The 24,212-nt window shown below is 27.1% G+C and carries 14 protein-coding genes, 2 tRNA genes and 2 pseudogenes; 8 read left to right on the top strand and 10 right to left on the bottom strand.

The features are described 5' to 3' along the window. Window positions 1-298: 298 nt before the first annotated feature. The gene (locus FD727_RS02170) at window positions 299-769 is read right to left on the bottom strand and encodes a CreA family protein (RefSeq protein ID WP_159938526.1); all 471 of its coding nucleotides are present in this window, start codon (window positions 767-769) and stop codon (window positions 299-301) included. A gap of 2,607 nt (window positions 770-3,376) precedes the next feature. Here FD727_RS02170 and FD727_RS02165 point away from each other — a divergent pair. Continuing rightward, window positions 3,377-3,460 (top strand) — tRNA-Leu (locus FD727_RS02165). Between the two features lie 240 nt (window positions 3,461-3,700). On the opposite strand, the gene FD727_RS02160 is transcribed toward FD727_RS02165, so the two are convergent. The 3 genes from FD727_RS02160 to lptF form a co-directional block, all read right to left on the bottom strand. After that, a tRNA-Leu gene (locus FD727_RS02160) sits at window positions 3,701-3,782 on the bottom strand. Window positions 3,783-3,852: 70 nt separating this feature from the next. Next, window positions 3,853-4,932, bottom strand: a complete 1,080-nt coding sequence (lptG, locus tag FD727_RS02155; protein ID WP_159938525.1) for an LPS export ABC transporter permease LptG — start codon at window positions 4,930-4,932, stop codon at window positions 3,853-3,855. Beyond that, window positions 4,932-6,032, bottom strand: a complete 1,101-nt coding sequence (gene lptF, locus FD727_RS02150; protein ID WP_159938524.1) for an LPS export ABC transporter permease LptF — start codon at window positions 6,030-6,032, stop codon at window positions 4,932-4,934. The genes lptG and lptF overlap by 1 nt, the downstream gene beginning before the upstream one ends. A 241-nt stretch (window positions 6,033-6,273) precedes the next feature. On the opposite strand from lptF, the gene pepA reads away from it, so the two are divergent. The 7 genes and pseudogenes from pepA (at window position 6,274) to FD727_RS04035 (ending at window position 14,532) form a co-directional block, all read left to right on the top strand. Beyond that, window positions 6,274-7,788, top strand: coding sequence for a leucyl aminopeptidase (gene pepA / locus FD727_RS02145; RefSeq protein WP_159938523.1), 1,515 nt, complete (start codon window positions 6,274-6,276; stop codon window positions 7,786-7,788). Between the two features lie 539 nt (window positions 7,789-8,327). Next, on the top strand, window positions 8,328-11,183 hold the full coding sequence (locus FD727_RS02140) for a valine--tRNA ligase (RefSeq protein ID WP_159938522.1): 2,856 nt from the start codon (window positions 8,328-8,330) through the stop codon (window positions 11,181-11,183). Window positions 11,184-11,953: 770 nt separating this feature from the next. Then, entirely contained in the window at window positions 11,954-12,223 is a 270-nt protein-coding gene (locus tag FD727_RS02135; protein WP_159938521.1) for a hypothetical protein, read from the top strand. Window positions 12,224-12,373: 150 nt separating this feature from the next. Next, a complete protein-coding gene (locus FD727_RS04140; protein ID WP_159938573.1) occupies window positions 12,374-12,595 on the top strand; it encodes a hypothetical protein in 222 nt (73 codons plus the stop codon). Between the two features lie 74 nt (window positions 12,596-12,669). Continuing rightward, a complete protein-coding gene (pyrB, locus tag FD727_RS02125; RefSeq protein ID WP_159938520.1) occupies window positions 12,670-13,605 on the top strand; it encodes an aspartate carbamoyltransferase in 936 nt (311 codons plus the stop codon). Window positions 13,606-13,648: 43 nt separating this feature from the next. Continuing rightward, window positions 13,649-14,089 carry an aspartate carbamoyltransferase regulatory subunit gene (gene pyrI / locus FD727_RS02120; protein ID WP_159938572.1) on the top strand — a complete coding sequence of 147 codons (441 nt, stop codon included), beginning with the start codon at window positions 13,649-13,651 and terminating at the stop codon, window positions 14,087-14,089. A gap of 95 nt (window positions 14,090-14,184) precedes the next feature. Next, a pseudogene (locus FD727_RS04035) lies at window positions 14,185-14,532 on the top strand (Rid family hydrolase). Between the two features lie 419 nt (window positions 14,533-14,951). On the opposite strand, the pseudogene FD727_RS02115 reads toward FD727_RS04035, so the two are convergent. From FD727_RS02115 to infB, 6 genes and pseudogenes are all read right to left on the bottom strand, one after another. Then, window positions 14,952-16,637: pseudogene (locus FD727_RS02115) on the bottom strand (DEAD/DEAH family ATP-dependent RNA helicase); the annotation flags it as partial. A 688-nt stretch (window positions 16,638-17,325) separates the two neighbouring features. Then, entirely contained in the window at window positions 17,326-19,449 is a 2,124-nt protein-coding gene (gene pnp, locus FD727_RS02110; RefSeq protein WP_159938518.1) for a polyribonucleotide nucleotidyltransferase, read from the bottom strand. A gap of 230 nt (window positions 19,450-19,679) precedes the next feature. Next, window positions 19,680-19,949: a 30S ribosomal protein S15 gene (gene rpsO, locus FD727_RS02105; RefSeq protein ID WP_159938517.1), complete on the bottom strand. Its 270-nt coding sequence runs from the start codon at window positions 19,947-19,949 to the stop codon at window positions 19,680-19,682. Window positions 19,950-20,114: 165 nt separating this feature from the next. Further along, window positions 20,115-21,053: a tRNA pseudouridine(55) synthase TruB gene (truB, locus tag FD727_RS02100; RefSeq protein WP_159938516.1), complete on the bottom strand. Its 939-nt coding sequence runs from the start codon at window positions 21,051-21,053 to the stop codon at window positions 20,115-20,117. 6 nt (window positions 21,054-21,059) lie between these two features. Further along, the gene (gene rbfA / locus FD727_RS02095; protein WP_159938515.1) at window positions 21,060-21,467 is read right to left on the bottom strand and encodes a 30S ribosome-binding factor RbfA; all 408 of its coding nucleotides are present in this window, start codon (window positions 21,465-21,467) and stop codon (window positions 21,060-21,062) included. A gap of 36 nt (window positions 21,468-21,503) precedes the next feature. Next, window positions 21,504-24,206: a translation initiation factor IF-2 gene (infB, locus tag FD727_RS02090; protein ID WP_159938514.1), complete on the bottom strand. Its 2,703-nt coding sequence runs from the start codon at window positions 24,204-24,206 to the stop codon at window positions 21,504-21,506. Between the last annotated feature and the right edge of the window lie 6 nt (window positions 24,207-24,212).

Here is a 24,212-nt window from a genome sequence, read left to right as displayed (position 1 = left end):
AATTTTTAATTTACTATATATTTTACTTTTACTTAATTAAAAAACATCATTTTTTTACTATTTTAGTATATTGATGACTATTTATTATGTTGTATTTAATTTACATTACTTAATTAATTAATTAAGTAAGTGATGATATATTTTAAATTTTAATATCTTATCTTTTAATAAAATTTCATCTGTTTGTTAAACATAGTATATTGAATCAATTTATATTGAATGAATACTTTTAAAGTATATTAGTACTATTAAATATATATATATAATTAATATACTTAAAATATCACAAATAATTATATTAATAATGTCTAATTGCGACTGCACTTAAAGCATTTTTTGGAGATCCATTAACTATTTTATCTGAATAGCTTAAATAAATAAAAGTATTATGTTTATGATCAAAAAAACGTACCACTTGAAGTTTTTTAAAAACTAATGATGTTCTTTTACGAAATACAATTTTTGTATGTGTAATATTTTGAATATTTTTTGCATTAATTTCTACAGGACCAATTTGTTGACAAGCAAGCGCAGCATCTGATGTATCTTCTGCTAATCCTAGACCACCTGTAAATCCACCGGTTTTAGCACGACTAATATAACAAGTTATATTTTTAAAATCAGGATCTTCAAATACTTCAACAACAATTTTATGGTTAGGACCAAATATTTTGAAAGCAGTATTAACTGAACCAATTTCTTCAGCATATAAACTTATACTAAACAAATATGTTATTATGATAGTTATAATTGCAATATTTATTTTCATAGATTTTTTATAAAATACCTAAATTTATAAAATATGGATTTCAATAATACTAAATCTAATTAAGTATCTTTCGTTTTTATATATTTGATATATATTAAAAATTTTATTAATTAATTTATATTTTTTATTACTTTATATATTAATGATATTCCATAAGGTAGATCCTTATTAACTATAAATTAAGAGTAATATAATTCTATTTTAAAGATATTAGACTATATTTAATGTTAGTATATTAAAAACGATACTAATTTATTTTTTTATTATGCTGACTTATATTTTCTTCAATTAACTTTCCTATAATAAGCAGAAATTTACATTAACTTTATGTTTAACTAATACTATTAGTACTTACAATAAAGGTGATACTACTACATTAGTAAAAGTACATGTATAAGATCTAATAAAACATAACTCATTATCTTTAAAAAAGATGATTAATTTCCATGATAGAAAAGAGAATGAGAGGGATTCATACAATGTTTTATTGTAGTTTTTTACAAAAACATATTATATAGTATATGTATAATTAGACCAATGTATATTTATGAATATATATTATATCTATAATGTCAAATAATATAAGTACTAATGTGTAGTATAATTGCAATGAATATCAATTATTATATATAGATAATTTAGTGAGATTATGTTTTAGTTTTAATTAAATAAATTATTTAATTAATTTTTTAAATATAATTAATATGGTTTAATAATGAATAATCTATAGCAATAACAATCAATTAGGTTTTTCCTTTAAAAGTATTTACATTTAAATTACTTTAATACAAAATCTACCTAAAAGGTAGAACCTCTAATATTAGAACAATAATAATATTATTGTTCTATGCTTAATCAAAAATATTTTCATAAAAATAATATGTTAAAATTACTCGAATTTAATTAATTTTAACTATTAATAATCATCAAAATTTTAATATATAAACTAAGTTGTCATAATTTAATTTTTATTAACTACTATATAATTTAAAGTTTTATTTTATATTAAATATTTTAAATATAAAATTAATTTTCTACATGCATTATATATTTTATTGTATGAGTTATTTTACATATAATTATGTTATTAGTATATAAAAGCTTAATCTAAATAATTTCTAGTTCTTAACTATTTGTGGTTCTTGTCAAGAACCACAAATAGTTAAGAACTAGACAATACTATTTTGTAAAAAAATAATTGCATTTTTAATATTAAAGAATCATAATAACTTATCTATTCTTGCTAAATAAAGATAAATTACATTTATTTTAGTTAATTTGATTATTTTTTTAATATTTAGTAATATTTTTTAAGATTTATTACATTGTTAGTGAAATTATTAAGTAATTACAATCTAGTTAATATCTGTAGATAAAATTAATTAATTAAATGTAATTAATTAATTTTATCTTAAATTATATAGTTTTATAAAAATAATTATATTCTTTTCTTATCTTTTATTAAAAATATATCCTTACTATAAGTAAGATATTATTATGAATATAATTAAAAATAATATTTATTTTTAATTTATGGAATCATGATTTATATCAAAATTTTTTAAAACTAAAAAATTATCTCAATTAAACTAATATAAGTTATTATATTCTAACCATCTAATTATTACTCAATTAAATATTTTAAAATTAATTAAAATATGGTTATTTTATAACTTTATATTATATATAAAGATGATTTTTTCAGTATGTACAATATATTAATTTAGATAAAATCTATTATTGCATATATTGAATATTTCAATATTTACATATACCTGAATAAGGATATATTAGTTTTCAAACTTAATTAAATGATTAAGATACTAATATATACATTAAAAAATATGAATAATTTTATTTCATAATGTATAATCTACATATTGGTATAAAATTCTACATAAGATATAATATCAAAAAATAAAATAATAGAAACATAACTAATCAATAATTTTATCTACATCATAGATGTAGAATTAATCTATAATAAATCAATATTACATGATGTTAGGTTATTAAAATATAATTATCATATAATAAATATTTGATATTAAAAATATGCTTTTCTTGGTTTTTAGTAATGTAGTTATTAAAATAGACATGATAATTTTATATCATTAGAAAATACGTACTTTACAAATTTAGATTCAATCTAAACTATTATTTTACATAGAAATATGTTCTATCAAACAGAGTCTAAAAATTAGAATACAATAGATTTCTTTTTAATTTTTAAAATATATATATTTTAAAAATTAGTTACGGTAATTTATATTTTATATATTATATAATGTATAATGGAATTTCATGCTAATAAATATTTATTAAAATGTCATTGGATTAGATAATACATTAATTTTAATTTAAACTAAAAATGTATAACATATTAATTAATCATAAATCATTAAAAATAACTTTATTACACGTCATGAACTGGTTTCTATTTATATTATTAATAACTATAAATTTATTACATTAAACAATTTAATTGAATATACATTTAATTAGTAATATCATATTTATATAGTATATATTAATGTAATTAAAAGATTATATTATCTAATAATTTAAAATTATATATAAATTTAAATATTATTTATTTCCTAGTATGCGAAGATGGCGAAATTGGTAGACGCACTAACTTCAGATGTTAGTGTCTTTAATGACGTGAGGGTTCAAGTCCCTCTCTTCGCAAAATAAAACTTTAAAAACATATAGAAAATATGTTTATATGAATATAAGAACTATATAACTATATTTAATAGATATAAATTATAACTTAATCGTAAATTTTATTATGTAATAAAATTTATGCATTAATCAAAAAATTTTAAATAAAAGAAAAATTGAAAAAAATCAACTGTAATTATATCAAATTAAATCATTATATTTTAAATAATGAAAAATAGTAATTTAAATGTTTATGTTGAATAATGCCGAAGACCGGATTCGAACCGGTACGTATTTCTACGGTTAATTTTGAATCAACTGCGTCTACCGATTTCGCCACTTCGGCATTAGAATTAAACAATTTATACCAGTAATATACATTATTACAGAATAATGTACATCTATATATAAAATTTTTATTTTTTTATTAAACATAATAGGCTAATTAATAAAAATATTAAACTAGGCATTATTGCACTTAATACTGGTGGAATTCCATAAATCAAACTTAATTCTCCTAATATTCTGTCTATAACATAAGACAAAAAACCAAAACTCATACCACTGATTATACGTGCGCTTACTGAAAGATTATATAAAGGACCAAAAGCAAATGATAGAGCCAGTAACATCATTACTAGTATAAATAATGGTTGAAAAATTTTATACCACATCTTTAAAAGATAACGTTTTGATTCTTGACCACTTTGTTTTAAATACTTGTTATAAATATAAAGATTTCTAATGGATAAAGAATCTGGATTCACAGCTATAGATAAAGTATTTACTTTTTCTGGCGTTAAGTTGGTTTGCCATTTAATTTTTATTTTATGTGATATATTAATTTGTCTAAGATTTTTAAAATTATATTCCTTTACTTCTAATAGTTCCCATATCTTTTTATTTTTATTCCAAATTCCTGTTTTTGCATAGCATATACTTAATAAACGACGATGATTACTAAATAAATAAATATTGATTTCGCTAATTTCATTTATATTTTTAATATTTTTGATATAAACAATGGAATTAAGGTCTTTAAACCATAATTTTTTATGATTTGCAACAAACGTACTCTTATATAATTTTTTATCACGATAATTACGGGCACTTTGTTCTCCTTTAGGAGCAATAAATTCATTGATAATAATGCTTATTAAGATCAAAGGAACAGCAGTTTTTATTACTGACTGTATAATATTTATACGAGTATAACCTGAAGCGTGCATTACCATAATTTCGTTATTATGAGTTAAAATTCCTAATCCTAATAAAACACCTAACAATGTTGCCATAGGAAAAAAAATTTCAATATCTTTTGGTATACTAAGTAATGTATAATAGCCAGCATCTAAAATAGTATAAGAACTATTTAAAGTTTTATGCAATTGCTCAACGAATTTAATAATACTAGATAATGTGACCAATATTAACAACGTTATAATAATATTGTTAATGACGGTTTTGCCTATATAACGATCAAGGATATTCAACATTAAAAAACTTTTTTAAAAGAAAAATATGCACGTAAACGACGTATGATACCTATTTGCCATAAATTTAAAATTATTGCTAATATAAAATAAAACAAATTAATTGCTAACATCCAATTCAATGAGTTTGCGTCTCCTTTTTCTGCATTAGATTTAAATGAAGTTTCTAATAAAAAAAATATTAAGTATAAAAACATAGAGGGCAACATGGAAAATGTACGATCATAAAAAAAATCATTTAGGCTAAGAGGTATAACCATAATACCCATTATTAATACCGATAAGACTAACGTTAAACGCCAATATAATTCTGCTTTAAATTGCATTTTTTTATTTTTAAATAATACACCTAAACTTAGTTGTTCAGGATTATCAAAATTAAGATTGATTTTTTTATAATTAATTCTTGCTTGATAATTAATAAAATGTGTTATATTAAAATTACCTAATGTTGCTATTCCTTCAAAACGAGTTCCTTTATCTAATATAATTATTTGTGAACCGTTTAGATTTTGTTGTATATATCCATTATCTGCTAAAATTACTGAAGGATGCACATTTTTTTTGAACTCTAACTGTGCTAAAAATATTTTACCAAATTTATTACCTTTTACCTTTTCAATAAATAACACCGTATTACCGTCACTAAATGTTTGAAAATTTCCATTAATTACTGATAAACTAATAGGATTAATTATAGCATTTTTTATTATTTTTTCTTGATAACATGCAGACCATGGCGCCAACCAAATAACATTAACTATTGCTATCATTGAAGTCAATATAACTAAAATCATGGTAGATTTAACTAATACAATATTACTAAACCCGCAAGAGTTCATAGCTATAATTTCATTGGAGTTATAAAATTTTCCAAATGTCAATAAAATAGCTAAAAAAAGACTTAAAGGTAAAATTAATTTAATTATTTCAGGCAAACCTAGTTCTAACAATGCAAAAATTAAATTTATTGGAATATTACCATCTATTATACCACCTAAAATACGTATTAATTTTTGACATAAAAAAATTAGTAATAAAATAAATAAAATAGCTAATTGACTTTTGAATAATTCTCCAAATAAATATTTAATAATTATCACTTTTAATTAACCTATATAAACTTTTTATAAAAAATTTTATATAATTTAGAATTATTGTAAATATTATTTTTAATATAACAATGTTAAAATATTAAAAATAATGTATTGTAAATACATCTTAATTATTTCAAACAATATTTACTTATTATAATATTTTACTACAGTAATGATTTTCATTTACGATGCTGTATTTATTTTAATAACAGATAAATTTGTCGTTTTTAAAGATTCAGGAGATTACATGGAGTTTAGTGTAAAAAGTGGTAGTCCAGAAAAACAGCGCAGTGCATGCATTGTAGTAGGCATTTTTGAACCTCGTCGTACATCACTAATTGCAGAGCAACTAGATAAAATCAGTGATGGATATATTAGTGCTCTTTTACGACGTGGTGAATTAGAAGGAAAAGTTGGCCAAACATTACTACTACATCATGTTCCTAATATTTTATCTGAAAGAATTTTATTAATTGGTTGTGGAAAGGAACGTGAATTGGATGAACGTCAGTATAAACAAGTTATACAAAAAGCTATCAACACTATAAATGACACGGGTTCAATGGAAGCTGTATGTTTTTTAACTGAAATGCATGTTAAAGGCCGTAACACTTACTGGAAAGTTCGTCAAGCAGTCGAAACTACACAAGAAGTTTTATATAGTTTTGATCAATTAAAAAGCAATAAAATTGAACCACGTCGTTCATTACGTAAACTGGTATTTAATGTACCAACACGCCGTGAATTAATAATTGGTGAACGTGCAATTCAACATGGTCTAGCTATATCAGCAGGTGTAAAAGCGGCAAAAGATCTTAGTAATATGCCACCTAATCTATGTAACGCTATGTATCTAGCATCACAATCTCGTCAATTAGCTGATATTTTCAATAAAAATATGATTACTCATATAATTGGTGAGCAACAAATGAAACAATTAGGTATGAACGCTTATTTAGCGGTAGGTGCTGGTTCAAATAATGAATCCTTAATGTCAGTAATAGAATATAAGGGTAGTAGTAATCTAGAAGCTCATCCAATTGTGCTTATTGGCAAAGGATTAACTTTTGATTCTGGAGGTATTTCACTTAAACCAGATGACGCAATGGATGAAATGAAGTTTGATATGTGTGGTGCAGCATCGGTTTATGGGGTAATGCATATAGTAGCAGAATTAAATTTACCCCTCAATATTATAGGTATATTAGCTGGTTGTGAAAATATGCCTGATGGTCGTTCATTACGTCCTGGAGATATATTAACTACTATGTCAGGACAAACTGTGGAAGTATTAAATACTGACGCTGAAGGTCGTTTAATTTTATGTGATGTACTCACTTATGCTGAAAAATTTAATCCAGAAATAGTAATTGATATTGCGACACTAACCGGTGCATGTGTAGTTGCATTAGGTCATCATGTTAGTGGCCTACTATCGAACCATAATCCATTAGCACATGAATTAATTATTGCCTCTGAACAATCTAGTGATCGTGCATGGCGTTTACCGATTATAGATGAATGTTATGAACAATTGGAATCTAATTTTGCTGATATAGCGAATGTTGGAGGTAGATCAGCTGGTGTAATAACAGCAGCTTGTTTTCTTGCGCGTTTTGCTCGTAAATTTAATTGGGCACATATAGATATTGCTGGTACTGCATGGCGTTCTAGCAAGCCACTTAAAGGGGCTACTGGAAGACCAGTACCTATGATTGCACAATTTTTATTAAATCGCGTAGATTTTAATAATGATTGTTAGTATGTGTTAAATAGTTATTTATCACTTATATTTATTTTAAGAAATATAAGTAATCATAAAAATGAAAGTATACTTTCATGAAATAATTAATTTTAAATTAATAGAATTTAATAATGATACTAAAAATTACGTATTTGTTATTAACATAAAAATATGCAATTTAATGTTAATTCAATGTATTGGATTAAATGACTAGCATAGTTTAATAACTTGTAAAAATAAATTTTAAGAAAATTATCTGAACATAGTGTAATAATACTATTCTACCAATAATTTTTTATCTTTTTACAATTTAAATTATGAAGATTTATATCTTCAGTGCATAAATAGAATAATAATAAAATTATTACGATTAACTTCTTAAATGATTAATTAATTTAATAATTAAATTTACTACTATAGTATTTCGTGTTCCTAATTATAAAGTTTTTATTTATAAAAATTTTATAAAAATAGCAATTGATCAAGTAAAATACATCTTATCTTTGTATTTTATTGAAATATAATTAAATTATTTTAGCAATTATGATATAAGTAAAATGGAAAAAATATATAATCCACAAAATATAGAACAATCTCTTTATGATAATTGGGAAATAAACGGTTACTTTAAACCCAATGGTGATAAGAACAAAAAGAGTTTTTGTATTATGCTTCCACCACCAAATATTACTGGTGATTTGCATATGGGTCATGCATTTCAGCAAACTATTATAGATATAATAATTCGATATCAGCGAATGCAAGGGAAAAATACTTTATGGCAAACAGGTATTGATCATGCTGGTATTGCCACACAATTAGTGATAGAAAATAAAATTTTTGATGAAGAAAATAAAACAAGGCATGACTTTAATAGAGAAGATTTTATTGACAAAGTTTGGTATTGGAAAACAATATCGGGTAATAATATTGCGCGTCAAATGCGACGTCTTGGCAGTTCAGTGGATTGGGAACGTGAACGATTTACTATGGATCAAAGATTTTCTAAAGCTGTAAAAAAAGTATTTATTAGTCTTTATAAAGATAATTTAATCTATCGAGGTAAAGGTTTAGTAAATTGGGATCCTAAATTATGTACAGCTATTTCAGATCTAGAAGTAGAACATCGTGAAGTTCAAGGATTCACATGGTATATTCGTTATCCATTAGCCAATGGAGTAAAGACCCTTGAAGGAAAGGATTATCTAATAATAGCAACTACACGACCAGAAACTTTATTAGCTGACACTGGCATAGCAGTAAATCCAAAAGATGATAGATATAAAAATCTAATAGGTAAAAAAGTAATTTTACCTTTAGTAAATCGTTATTTATTAATTGTAGGTGATGAATACGCTGATATTAATAAAGGAACTGGTTGTGTAAAACTTACCCCTGCGCATGATTTTAATGATTACAAGGTAGGAATGCGTCATAAATTACCATTAATCAATATTTTAACTGCTGATGGACATATTTGTAAAACAACTAAAATATTTGATAGTAATGGTAAAATTATAGAAGAAATGACAGCTAATATTCCAATAAGCTTTCAGAAAATGGAACGTTTTATTGCACGTAAAGCTATTATAGCTGAAATAGAAAAAATTGGTTTACTTGATAATATCAAATCTCATATTTTAACAGTACCGTATAGTGATCGTAGTAATGTTATAATTGAACCAATGCTAACCGATCAGTGGTATGTACGTACTGAACCATTAGCTAAAATAGCAATTGAAGCAGTAAAAAATGGAGATATTCTGTTTATTCCTAAAAAATATGAAAATATTTATTTTTCTTGGATGAATAACATTAAGGATTGGTGTATATCACGTCAACTTTGGTGGGGACATCGTATTCCTGCTTGGTACGATCAAAATGGAATAATATACGTTGGTGATAATGAAAAAGAAATTCGCCAAGCAAATAATTTATCAATGGAAGTCAATCTACATCAAGATAATGATGTGCTTGACACTTGGTTTTCATCAAGTTTATGGACTTTTGCTAGTCTGGGTTGGCCAGAAAATACTAAAGAATTACACACTTTTCACCCAACTGATGTTTTAGTAAGTGGATTTGATATTATTTTTTTTTGGATTGCTAGAATGATTATGTTAACTATGCATTTCATAAAAGAACCAAATGCAAAACCACAAATTCCATTTAGAAAAATATATATTACAGGTTTGATTAGAGATGAAAAAGGGCAGAAAATGTCCAAATCAAAAGGGAATGTTATAGATCCTATAGATTTGATTGAAGGTATTTCGTTACCAGATTTACTTAAAAAACGTACTAATAATATGATGCAACCTCAATTAACCAAAAAAATTCAGATTAGTACTAAAAAACAATTTCCAAATGGCATTATATCTTTTGGTACCGATGCATTGCGTCTAACACTTGCTGCATTGGCTTCAACTAGTCGTAACATTAACTGGGATATGGAACGTTTAAAAGGTTATCGTAATTTTTGTAATAAATTATGGAATGCAAGCCGTTTTGTATTGATGCATACAGAAAATTACGACTATGGTCAATATGGAGGTGAAAAACAAATAACTTTACCAGATAAATGGATTATAAATCTTCTTAATAATACAGTAAAAATATATCGTGAAGCATTAGATAATTATCGATTCGATGTAGCAGTTAATATTTTATATGATTTTATATGGAATCAATTTTGTGATTGGTACTTGGAATTTAGTAAATTTACCATACAAGAAGGTTCAGTAATTGAACAAAGAAGTGTACGAGATACTTTATTAAAAGTATTAGAAATAACATTAAGGTTAGCACATCCAATTATTCCATTTATTACTGAAACCATTTGGAAATGTGTTAAAGTTTTAAGAAATATCAATGGTCCTACAATTATGACACAACCATTTCCAATCTACAATAAACAACAAGAAGATATTAAAGCTAAAATTGATATAGAATGGATAAAACAAACTACTATTATTATACGTAATATCCGTGCGGAATTATGTATTCCATTAAATGATAAACTTAATATTCTACTCAGCAATTGCTCATTAACAGTATTAAATCGATTAAGTGAGCATTGTAAATTTCTATTACATATAGCAAATTTAGAAAATATAAGCATTATATCTAGAGATACAAAAATACCTATTTCAGTAATTAAAGTGATTGAAGGAGCTGAATTATTGATTCCGCTTAGTAAGGTAGTAAATAAAAAAACTGCATTAGAACGTTTAGCAAAAGAAATAATTAAGTTAAATATTGAGATAAAACAAACTCAAAATAAATTAGAAAATACGGAGTTTATATTACATGCTCCATCCGCAATAGTTTTAAAGGAACGTAATAAAATTATAGAGTTAGAAAAAAATAAAGAAAAATTAATTGAATATCAATGCAAAATCTCTTTATTATAAGATATTAAGTTGTATTGTTGTACAGATAAATTTAATTGTTTCTTAATTTCCTTGAGAAAAAATTTTATAATTTATATAAAATAAAATTAAAGATTTAATTATAAAATTAAACATTATTTAAATCTATGATCTCAATGTCGTTTACTGATACTTTTATAGTATTATCTATTATTCCAAATAAATAATTATATTAATTTACATAATACTTATAATTATTTTTTCTTTAGAAAATTAAAAGGTTTGATAAAATTTTAAGCAAATTTTGATGTTATCATGTTAATTGTTTTTAATATGTATAAATGGAACTATTATATGAATAGTTTATATAAACGATATTTTTTGAGATGATTAAATTTTAATTTTTTGGAAATAGCATATTTATTAAAATTAGCAAAGAGATTTAAATCTGCAAAAAACACTCTTAGAAGAGCAACATCTCAAAAGTAGTATATTTTACTTATTTTTAGAAAATTCAACTTGTAAACGATGTTACTTTGAAGGTAGCTGCTACTGCATATGATCAAGGTGCAAATATTGCTTATTTAAGACCAAGCTATAGCTAAATAGGCTATAAATAACAATTAATACACGGAGGAGGGAGTGGGGGAGGATGTTCTTCGTCTATTAGAACGTATATATGACGTTATTTTCAATATCGTGGTTATAGTCAAGAATTACTTGAAAATTTAGCACAACTTGCAAAAGTTGCTGTTTGAAATGCGTTAACTGCCTAATTGTATCCTACTTAAATTTTAGCTGCTCTATGAACTATGCAGAAATCTTTACCTAGTAACATATTAAATAATATGATATTAGTGAATATAGGTAATGTTCTTAATACTATTAGCAATAGTATGCTAGAAATCTTATCGATTATAGGATTAGATCTACATTTAGTAGCACCAAAAAGTTATTGGCCTCAAGATAAATTAATAGAGATATATGCTACTGCAAGTAAAAACATGGAGTGTAAAAACACTTTAAGTTTAAATATTTATAAAGTTGTGAAAAATATTAATTTTATTTGTACTAATATATGATGGATATCAATGAGTAAATTAAATTCTATATGGAAAAAATGTATTGATTTATTAAATGCATATTAAGTCAATAATGTAATGTTATCTCTTAGTGGTAACTAACAGATAAAATTTTTACATTATCTTTTATCTTTTCATGATAATTAAAGTATATTAAGACAAAAAATAGCAAAAGAATATGAACTTTATCATGTTCTGGAAGTTACTAATGAAATATTTGAATCAACTTATAGTATTGTATTTGATCAAACAGAAAATCGCATGCATGCTATTAAAGCATTAATAGCAGCAACACTTAGTAATAATAATCTCTTGAGTAAAATAAAAAATTTAAAATCATTGACTAAGATCAATATAAAAATATTTGCTTAATATTATTTAAATATAGTTAATGATACGATTTGTTATAATTGTTTGTTAACCCTATATCTAAAATGGAGTTAACTGTGAATAATCCTTTATATCGTAAACACATTATTTCTATTAATGATCTTAATCGTGATGAAATTAATTTAATATTGTATACTGCAACTAAACTAAAAGATAATCCACAGCCTAAATTATTAAGCTATAATGTCATAGCTAGTTGTTTTTTCGAATCTTCTACACGTACTCGTCTCTCATTTGAGACAGCTATACATCGTCTTAATGCTTCTGTTATAGGATTTACTAACGAAAGTAGTACCTCATTAGGTAAAAAAGGTGAAACACTTGCTGATACTATTTCAGTAATCAGTACTTATGTAGATGCAATCATCATACGCCATCCCCAAGATGGCGCAGCTAGATTAGCATCAGAATTCTCTAGAGATATACCAATTATCAATGCAGGTGATGGAGCTAACCAGCATCCTACACAAACATTATTAGATTTATTTACAATTTTCGAAACTCAAAAATGTCTTGAAAATCTAAATATAGCTATGGTGGGAGATCTCAAATATGGTCGAACCGTGCATTCATTAACACAAGCTATGCAGAAATTTAAAGGTAATCGTTTTTTCTTTATAGCTCCAAATGCATTATCTATGCCTATTTCCATCACTAATATGTTAGATGAGCAAAATATCATTTGGTCACAACACGATAATTTAAAAGACATAATGCCTAAACTAGATATTGTCTATATGACACGTATACAAAAAGAACGACTTAATTCATCTGAATATGCTAATGTTAAATCAAAATTTATTTTGCGTCTAACAGATCTGGTTGGTGCACGTAATAATATGAAAATATTACATCCATTACCGCGTATCGATGAAATAGCTATTGAAGTAGATCATACTCCATATGCTTTTTATTTTCAGCAAGCTGAAAATGGTATATTTACTCGTCAAGCTTTATTAGCTTTAGTACTGAAGAAACATTTATCATTATGAAGAGAAGAGTAATAATTAAGTGAAATATCACAATAATAATAAAATGCAAGTTGAAGCTATTAAACTAGGAACAGTAATTGATCATATTCCAGCTCAAATGGGATTTAAATTATTGTCACTTTTCCGCCTAACAGAAACAGAGCAACGTATAACAATTGGATTAAATCTACCATCTATTAAAATAATTAGTAAGGATTTAATAAAAATAGAAAATATTCTTCTTAATGATGATCAAATAAATCAACTCGTAATATACGCACCACATGTTACAGTAAATCGCATTGAAGATTATATGGTAGTAGCAAAAATTATTCCAATATTACCAAAATATATTGAACGCATTCTAATCTGTCCAAATACTAATTGCATAAGTCGTAATGAACCGGTTTTGTCAAATTTTGCTGTAAAAAAGCACAATAATAATATTATATTAAAATGCAAATATTGTGAAAATGAATTTATGCATCGGGCGGTTGTTATTTAAGAAGAATCATAAAAGTTGAAGGATTAGTAGTGATGTTTTAGATAATTAATACTAAAAAAAAGCGCCTGTAGCAATTAGCTCCTTACGTTCAAGGAATAAATTTTGGTAATAATGTGATAATCAGATCTGGTCAAATTCCAATAAATACACAAACTTGAACTTATGCTAAAAATATATTTACACAAATTCGTCAAGCATTGTAAAATATAAAACTAATTATCGAATCATCTAACTTTAACTTAGTTAACATCGTTAAAATACCTTTTTTTAAAAAGATCTTGATGATCTTAAAGTAGTTAATTTTCTTTATGAAAAAATTTTCATCGAAAATAATGCTTGTTTTCCAGCATACTCTTATGTAGAAATATCTCGTTTATTTACCAAAGGATTCAAAGATCGAAATAGAAGCAATTGCAGTTCAGGCTTTATATTATAATAATTAAAATTTACCACCAAATAATACACATAAATGCATATATATATTTATAATAGTTTTTAGGTATAAAAGTATTCAATTCAATTAAAATATGAAAATTAATTTTTTATATTTACTTATCTAAAAACTAAATTTCATTTATCCAGTTTAATTTTGAATTTAAAATATTTTAAATATTGATACACTTTAATTATATTAATTATTTTATACTTAGTATCTTACAATTAATTTAAAATAATTAATTAATATATTGATTCTCGTAGCTATTAAAAAATATAAGTTCATAATTTATGATTGTGGTAGTATAACTATCGAGAATCATGATTTATAAATTTACATTCACACTTTTTTCCAACTTATAATTTTTTTATCTGCTCGATGATTCCGATCTTGCTTATAACGATTAATTTTATCTCCTGAATTAACATCTCCTAATAATCTCATATTCATTCTTTTGTTTAAAATACGTGTATGGGTAAATTGTTGCAACATCTTACCAGGAATACCTTTAGGTAACTCAATAGTGGAATGTGTGCTAAATAATTTAATATTACCGATACAACGACTATTAATATCACCTTCATTTGCAATAACACCTACAATATGACGTACTTCAACACCGTCATTACGACCTACTTCGAGACGATATAATTGCATTTCTCCAATATAACGACGTTCGTGATATAATCGTTTAGTATTATTGCGATTATCATTTGAACCATATGAATCAGAGAATTGTCGATAATTATTACGATTATACGTTCCACGATGCTGTGGATGAGGAATAGGAGCATCTTCTTTAGGTAAAATTAGTGGACGATCACATTGTGCCATTTTCATTAATATAGCAGCTAAAGTTTCCATATCTAGTGGTTGTTTAGGTTGTATTTTACTCAATAATGAACGATATAGGTCTAAATCTTTGCTTTCTAATTGTTGTTGTACTTTACTTGCAAATTGAATTAAACGACGTTGACCCAATAATTCTGCGTTTGGTAATAAAACTTCAGGAATGTTTAATTGCATATTACGTTCAATATTACGTAATAAGCGCCTTTCATGATTTTCAACAAATAATAACGCACGTCCTGGACGTCCAGCACGACCTGTACGTCCAATTCGATGAACATAAGATCCTGCATCCATTGGAATATCATAATTTATAACAAAACTAACACGTTCTACATCCAAACCACGAGCAGCAATATCAGTAGCAATTAAAATATCTAAATTACCATTTTTCAAACGTTTTAAGGTCTGTTCACGTAAAGTTTGATTCATATCACCATTTAATGCAGCGCTATTGTAACCACTACGTTCTAATATTTTAGAGACTTCTAGAGTTGCATTTTGAGTACGTACAAATACAATAGCAGCATCAAAATCATCTGCTTCTAAAAAACGTACTAAAGCATCAGTTTTACGGCCGTAAGCAGCCCAATAAGATTGATTAATATTCGGAAGTGTAGTTACATTAGTAGGAATACGAATTTCCTGTGGATTTTTCATGAAATTTTTAGTAAGACGTCGAATTACTGCCGGCATAGTAGCAGAAAATAATGCAGTTTGATGTCCTTTTGGAATTTGAGCCATAATAGTTTCAACATCTTCAATAAATCCCATACGTAGCATTTCATCAGCTTCGTCTAATACTAAACCACGTAGATTAGATAAATTTAAGGTATCACGTTTTAAATGATCTAATAAACGTCCAGGAGTGCCAACAACAATTTGTGGACCTTGACATAATGCACGTAACTGCACATCATAGCGTTGACCACCATACAATGCTAATATATTAACATCGCACATATGTTTAGCAAAATTATTACAGGATTCTGCTATTTGTAGAGCTAATTCGCGAGTTGGTGTTAGTACCAAAATTTGTGGAGCTTTAAGCGATGGTTCAATATTATTTAATAATGGAAGTGAAAATGCAGCAGTTTTGCCACTGCCAGTTTGTGCCATACCCAATACATCGCGTCCAGCTAGTAAATGTGGAATACATTCGATCTGGATCGGCGATGGATTTACATATCCCATATCGTTTACAGCAGATAGGATGAACTTATTAAGCCCCAGATCAGAAAAAGTAGTTTGAATATCAGTCATGTAATACATAAACCTCTTGAATTGCAGCAATTAATCAATACAACTTTTAATATCAAATTACATTTAGATAACATAATATTGTATATTCATAAATATAATTATTTACTAATTAAATAAAAATACAAAAACTAACAACTAATATAATTTAGTAAATGTACTAAATATTAGTTGTATGCATTAAAGCATAATATTTATAGTGATAGAAAAAATAATCTAAATCATGATAAACTCCTAATTATTTGAATGTATTCAACCTAAACAAAGTAGATTTTTAAAAATCTAAATTAAATTAGATTAAGAAAGATTATATCTATTATATATATATAACTATCTATTAATATTGTGTACTTATTTTTGATCTTTCCAAGTATTATACTAATAATATTTGGAAAATTTTGAAATTTAAAATAAAATATCTTAAAAATTATAAAGAGGAATATTAGAATCATTTGGATAAAATATTTGTGAAGTATATATTAACATCAACATAATTTTATTTAAGAAAATCATTTTGTTAATAGTTTGACTTACTTTTTATAAGTTTAAGCATGTTGAAGGTGTTTTTCTATCTCTCATGAGGTAGTATTTAAATACTAAATTTAGTCTGTATTTATGTTGTCTATAGTTAATTTTTAGCTAAATCTACATTTACTTTTTAAGTTAAATGTAGATTACATTTAATATAGCTTTAATCATAGGAATCAACTATAGATATTCCTTCTAATTTTTGCTGTACTGCTTCTTTAATGCTTAAACGTATACGACCATTACGGTCTACTTCTATTACTTTAACTAAAACTTCTTGCCCTATTTGCAAATGATCTATTACTTTTTCAATTCTTTTATTTGCAATTTGCGAAATATGTACTAATCCTTCTTTATTAACACCAATAGTTATAAAAGCACCAAAATCAACAATACGAGTAACTTTACCAGTATAAATACGTCCTACTTCAATTTCTGCAGTAATTTCTTTGATGCGTCGAATAGCTTTTTTAGCTTTTAAGTCATCCGTAGCTATAATTTTTATAGTTCCATCATCTTCAATTTCAATAATAGTGCTAGTCTCTTCAGTAAGTGCTCGAATAACAGATCCACCTTTACCAATAACATCTTTAATTTTTTGAGTATTAATTTTTATAGCATAAATACGAGGGGCAAATTCAGAGATATTCTGACGTGGAGTACTAATAGCTTGATTCATAACATTTAAAATATGTAAACGAGCAGCTTTAGCTTGATGTAAAGCTACTTCCATAATTTCTTGAGTAATACCTTCAATCTTAATATCCATTTGTAAGGCAGTTACCCCTTCTTGACTCCCCGCTACTTTAAAATCCATATCTCCAAGATGATCTTCATCGCCGATGATATCAGATAATACTACAAACTTTTCATTTTCCTTCATTAAACCCATAGCAATACCAGCTACAGCTGCTTTAATTGGAACACCAGCATCCATCAAGGCTAAAGATGCTCCACATACTGAAGCCATAGAAGATGAACCATTGGACTCTGTAATCTCAGATACGACTCGTACGGTATAAGGAAAATCTTCTTGTTTTGGCATTACTGCTTGTACACTACGTTTTACTAAACGACCATGACCAATTTCACGTCTTTTGGGTGAACCTACCATACCAGTTTCTCCCACAGAATATGGAGGGAAATTATAATGCAGTAAAAAATTATCAGTACGTTCACCTAATAATTCATCTAAACTTTGTGCATCACGTGCCGTTCCTAACGTAGCAGTTACTAATGCTTGTGTTTCACCACGAGTAAATAACGAAGAACCATGTGTACGTGGTAGAACTCCTGTACGTATATCAAGACTACGAACCATATCGTTCTCGCGACCATCAATACGTAGTTCACCATTAAGTATACGAGAACGCACAATTTTTTTTTCTAGATTATGTAATATATTAATTATATTAACTTCATGTAATGTTTTATCTTCTTCTAATAGCGATAAAATAATTTCATTTTTTATAATGTCCAATTTTGCATAACGTTCTTGCTTATCTTTGATAAGATAAGCATCGCTGATACGCTTTTCAGCTAATACTGAAACACGTTCAATTAAATCTTCATTAATATTTTCACGTTGCCAATCCCATCTTGGTTTACCAACTGCAGCTACTAATGCATTAATATTTTCGATAACAACTTGTTGTTCTTTATGCCCAAATACTACAGCATTCAACATCTCATGTTCTGTTAAAAAATCAGCTTCAGATTCTACCATTAAGACTGCTTTTTGTGTACCGGCAACCACTAAATCTAAACGAGATATTTTGCTTTCATTAGCAACTGGATTTAATATATATTGATTATTGATATAACCTACTCTGGCAGCGCCAATTGGACCATTAAATGGTATTCCTGATAATGATAACGCAGCAGATGAACCGATCATTGCAACGATATCTGGATTAACCTGTGGATTAACAGATACCACAGTAGCTATTAATTGCACTTCATTCATAAAACCTTCAGGAAATAAAGGACGAACTGGTCTATCAATTAAACGTGCTATAAGAATTTCACTTTCACTAGGTCTTCCTTCTCGTCTAAAAAAACTACCAGGAATCCGCCCTGCGGCATAAGTACGTTCCTGATAATTTACAGTTAATGGAAAAAATTCTTGTTCTGTTTTTACTTTTTTTTGACCTACAACAGTTACAAAAACTGCTGTATCATCCATGCTAACCATTACAGCAGCAGTAGCTTGACGTGCCATTATGCCAGTTTCTAACGTAACAGTATGTTGACCATATTGGAATTTACGTACAATCGGATTTAACAAAATTTAAGTCCTTAAATTCAGAAGTAGAGCTTCTTTAGCTCACCAAAATTACTTATTTTCAGTTATATTTGATTACTTTATTATTACTTTGAATATCCAATATTTATGCATATGCGTTAAATTTCAATAAACAATAATATATAATTGTTTTACTTTATCAAAAATTTGATAGGTAAAACTAAATTTTTGCATATGTTAAATATATAAAACTATATACTTAAGTATATAATTCAGCGGCGTAAATTTAATTTTTCAATTAACTTATTGTAACGAATAAAATTTTTACCTTTGAGATAAGTAAGTAATTTACGACGTTGAGAAACCATACGCAATAAACCTCGTCGACTGTGGTGATCTTTTTTATGCTTAGAAAAGTGACTTTGCAATTGATTAACTCTAAAGGTTAACAATGCTACCTGTACCTCAGTTAATCCATAGTCGTTATGATTGCGACCATATTGAGCTACTATTTTTGCTTTATCTTTTATATTTAGAGACATAATAAATTACTCCTATAATACAATGAAAATTTAATTGCCGATCTCTAATTCAGCAACTTACATATAAATATACATATATATATTATATGGTTAATTATAATATATTTTTATATTTAAAATATACTATAAAAAAAGAAGTATATTACGCTTGCTCTATTTTATTATTCAATAAAGTCTTCTCAAACGTCGGGGCATAATAAATCCTTTGTGATCTACTTCACCCATACCAATGAATTTACGATCTTTACCTTCTGTAATACGTACTAAACCTTGAACAGTTATTCCTTGCATTTTAACCCGTTGTCCTTGTTTAAAATAATTTATTATTGGACTATATAAATTAACTTCTGGAAAACAAGAAACTTGGCTATCTATGGGTAATAATAATGAATTAATTAATTTTAATAAGACAAAATTATTCCCATTAAACTTTTGCATTAATTTTTGTACTGTTTCTAAAGTAACCATTTTATCTACTGAATAAGTGGCTACTTGTAAACGACGTAGCATGATAACATGAGCTCCACAGCATAATTTTTCACCTAAATCATCAATAATAGTACGAATATAAGTTCCTTTTGAACAATGAATTTCTAATTCAAGTTCATTGTATTCCCAGCGTATCAACAGTAATTTGTATATAACAATAGGACGTGCCTTACGTTCAATGTTTATACCTTGACGTGCGTATTTATAAAGAGGACGACCATGGTATTTAAGTGCTGAAAACATAGAAGGTATCTGTAATGTATTACCACGAAAGCTATCTAATACTTCATTAAGTTTATTTTGATTAAAATTAATTGGTCGAGTCCTTATTAATCTACCAGTAGCGTCAGAAGTATCTGTATTTTCTCCAAGGCGGGCAATTACTCGATAATGTTTATCTGAATTAATTAAATACTGTGTTAGCTTTGTAGCTTCTCCTAAACAAACTGGCAGCATGCCAGTTGCTAAAGGATCTAGAGTTCCAGCATGTCCAACTTTATTAACATTAAATAAATGCTTTATTTTTTGTACAACATGATTAGATGATACTCCTTTATGCTTATCAAGCAATAGCACGCCATGTAAATCTAAATCTCCTTGAGGAAAACTACTCATGACTACTCATTCCTTGTCATCTGTTACACATAAGTTTTTAGCTTGCAATTTAATATCATTCTTTAAAGTATTAAAAATTAAATCTGATATACGTATTCCTTCATCTAAAGAACTGTCATAAAAAAAAGTTAATTTTGGTACAATATATAAATACATTAATCCGCTAAGTAAATTACGTATATAGCCTGAAGCATTTTGTAAAATTTTTAGTATATTTTTTATTAGTTCCTTATCTTTATTATTTAAAAATGTAACAAATACTTTAGCATAAGCTAAATCACTTGACACTTCTACAGCAGAAACAGTGATCATTATTTCTAATCGTGGATCTTGAATGTTACGTTGTAAAATAATAGAAATATTTTTTTTTAATTGCTGTGCAATACGTTTTGAACGACTAAACTCCTTGATCATGAAATTTCTCCTAAATTTCATTGAGTAATTTAAGAATTAGTTAATAGTACGTTTAATTTCAGTCAATTCAAAAAATTCAATTATATCACCACTACAAACATCATTGTAGTTTTTAACACCAATCCCGCACTCCATACCATTACGTACCTCATTAACATCATCTTTAAAGCGACGTAGTGATTCCAATTCACCATTATAAATAACTACATTATTACGTAATATACGCATGGGATTATGACGTTTAATAGTACCCTTAATAACCATACATCCAGCAATGGAACCAAGTTTAGGTAATCTAAAAACATTACGGACTTCTGCTAATCCAATGATTTGTTGTATATATTCAGGAGCTAACATACCGCTCATTGCTGATTTTACTTCGTTGATTAAATCATATATTACTGAATAATAACGTATATCCAAATTTTCAACATCAATGATACGACGTGCAGTTGTATCAGCACGAACATTAAATCCAAGAATAATAGCATTAGATGCAGCGGCTAAAGTCGCATCAGTTTCAGTCACACCACCTACCCCTGAACCTATAATTTTTAGTCTTACTTCGTCATTTGATAGTCTTAGAAGAGAATCAGTAATAGCTTCAACAGAACCTTGAACATCAGCTTTTAGTACAATATTTAATTCGGAAACTTCATTACTATTTACATTAGGGAATATATTTTCTAATGTAGATTTTTGCTGACGTAGTAACTTTACTTCACGAAATTTACCTTGACGATATAGCGCTACTTCACGAGCTTTTTTTTCATCACGAACCACAGTAATTTGATCACCAGCTACAACTACACCAGATAAGCCAAGTATTTCTACCGGAATGGAAGGACCTGCTGCTATAACATCATGACCTAATTCATTACGCATTGCACGAATTCTACCATATTCAAAACCACATAAAACAATATCACCTTTATTTAAAGTACCTTCACGTACTAATACGGTAGCAATAGGTCCACGCCCTTTATCAAGAAAAGATTCAATAACTACACCTGTTGCCATAGCTTTACGTATTGCAGTCAATTCTAACATTTCTGCTTGTAATAAAATTGCATTTAATATATGGTCAATACCAGTGCCATTTTTAGCAGATATATTGACAAATATATTCTCACCACCCCATTCTTCCGATATCACTCCCTGTTGAGATAATTCATTTTTTACACGATTAGGATCTGCTTCGGCTTTATCTATTTTATTTACAGCTACTACAATTGGTACAGATGCTGCTTTTGCATGTTGGATAGCTTCAACTGTTTGTGGCATTACTCCATCATCGGCAGCTACAACTAAAACAACGATATCAGTTACTTGAGCACCACGTGCACGCATTGCTGTGAATGCTGCATGGCCCGGAGTATCAAGAAAAGTAATCATGCCATTTTCAGTTTCAACATGATATGCACCAATGTGTTGGGTAATACCACCAGCTTCGCAAGCGGCTACTTTAGTTGAACGAATATAATCTAATAAAGAAGTTTTTCCATGATCAACATGTCCCATAATAGTTACAACTGGTGCACGAAATTCCTGCATAGCATTAGTATCACGGTCTACCATTACTTCTTTCTCTAATTCATTTTCACCACGTAAAATTACTTTATGTCCCATTTCCTGCGCAATCATCTGCGCTGTTTTCTGATCAATGACTTGATTTATGGTAGCCATAACTCCCATTTTCATCATTGCTTTTATAACCAAAGATCCTTTTACTGCCATCTTATTTGATAATTCAGATACAGTAATAGTTTCACCAATTATCACATCCCGATTGATTACTTGCATAGGCTTATTAAAGCCTTGATGTAATGATGTTAGTTTGCGATTTTTACCTACTTTACCACTACGTATTGCCGCCCGAGCTTCTTCACGATCAGTTTTAGCTTCCGAATGTTTATTACTTTTCTTTGCTGAACGTAACATTTTGTTATTACGAACACGACCACGAACATTTTGTTCTACTTCGCGCTCATTTTCATCTTCTACTTCACGAATATGGGTAGAAGTTGTGTTCAAATAATTATTTTGTTCATAGTTGTCAACTTTATTCTTCCATCCAACTAACTTTTCTTTACCTAAACGGCGAGTTCCTGCGGCGACTTTTCTTACATTTTCTTCTAATTTAAGTCGCATTTCTTTTTTTACTTTATAATTTATTTCAGCAAGTTTAGTTTCTGGATTGACTTTATGAACTGGTGAAATTTTAGTTATTTTATTAATAAATAAATGATTTGATTTCCTATTTTCTACAGACCTAAATTTAGATTTTTCAGCAACTTCATGTTTTGTTTTTTCTTCTATTTTATATGGTGTTTTATACGAATGTTCCTGATATATGTGTTTTTTTATAACACCATGTACTTTTTCTTTTTCTATATGCGATGATTGAGATTCAATTAATATCTGGGGTTTCTCAGATGATGTACTAGTATTATTCGTTACATACGTTCTTTTTCTACGCACTTCTATCCTTACTGACTTACTTTTACCTCCACTTCCTAGAATATTTAAGGTACTTTTAATTTTGCGTTGTAATGTCAGCGTTTCTGAATTGATCTGACCATGCTCGTGGTTTAGGTGAGAAAGTAAGATTTCTTTTTCTTGCTGTGATACTATATCGTGTACAGACTTGCAAATCCCTGCATTTAGAAATTGCTGTATCAAACGTTCTACAGGAATTCGAATCTCATCGGCCAGCGATTTTATAGTTATGTCTGTCATCCTATT

The sequence above is a fragment of the Pantoea sp. Mhis genome, assembly GCF_009830015.1.
This window is presented reverse-complemented; position numbering and strand designations above follow the sequence as displayed.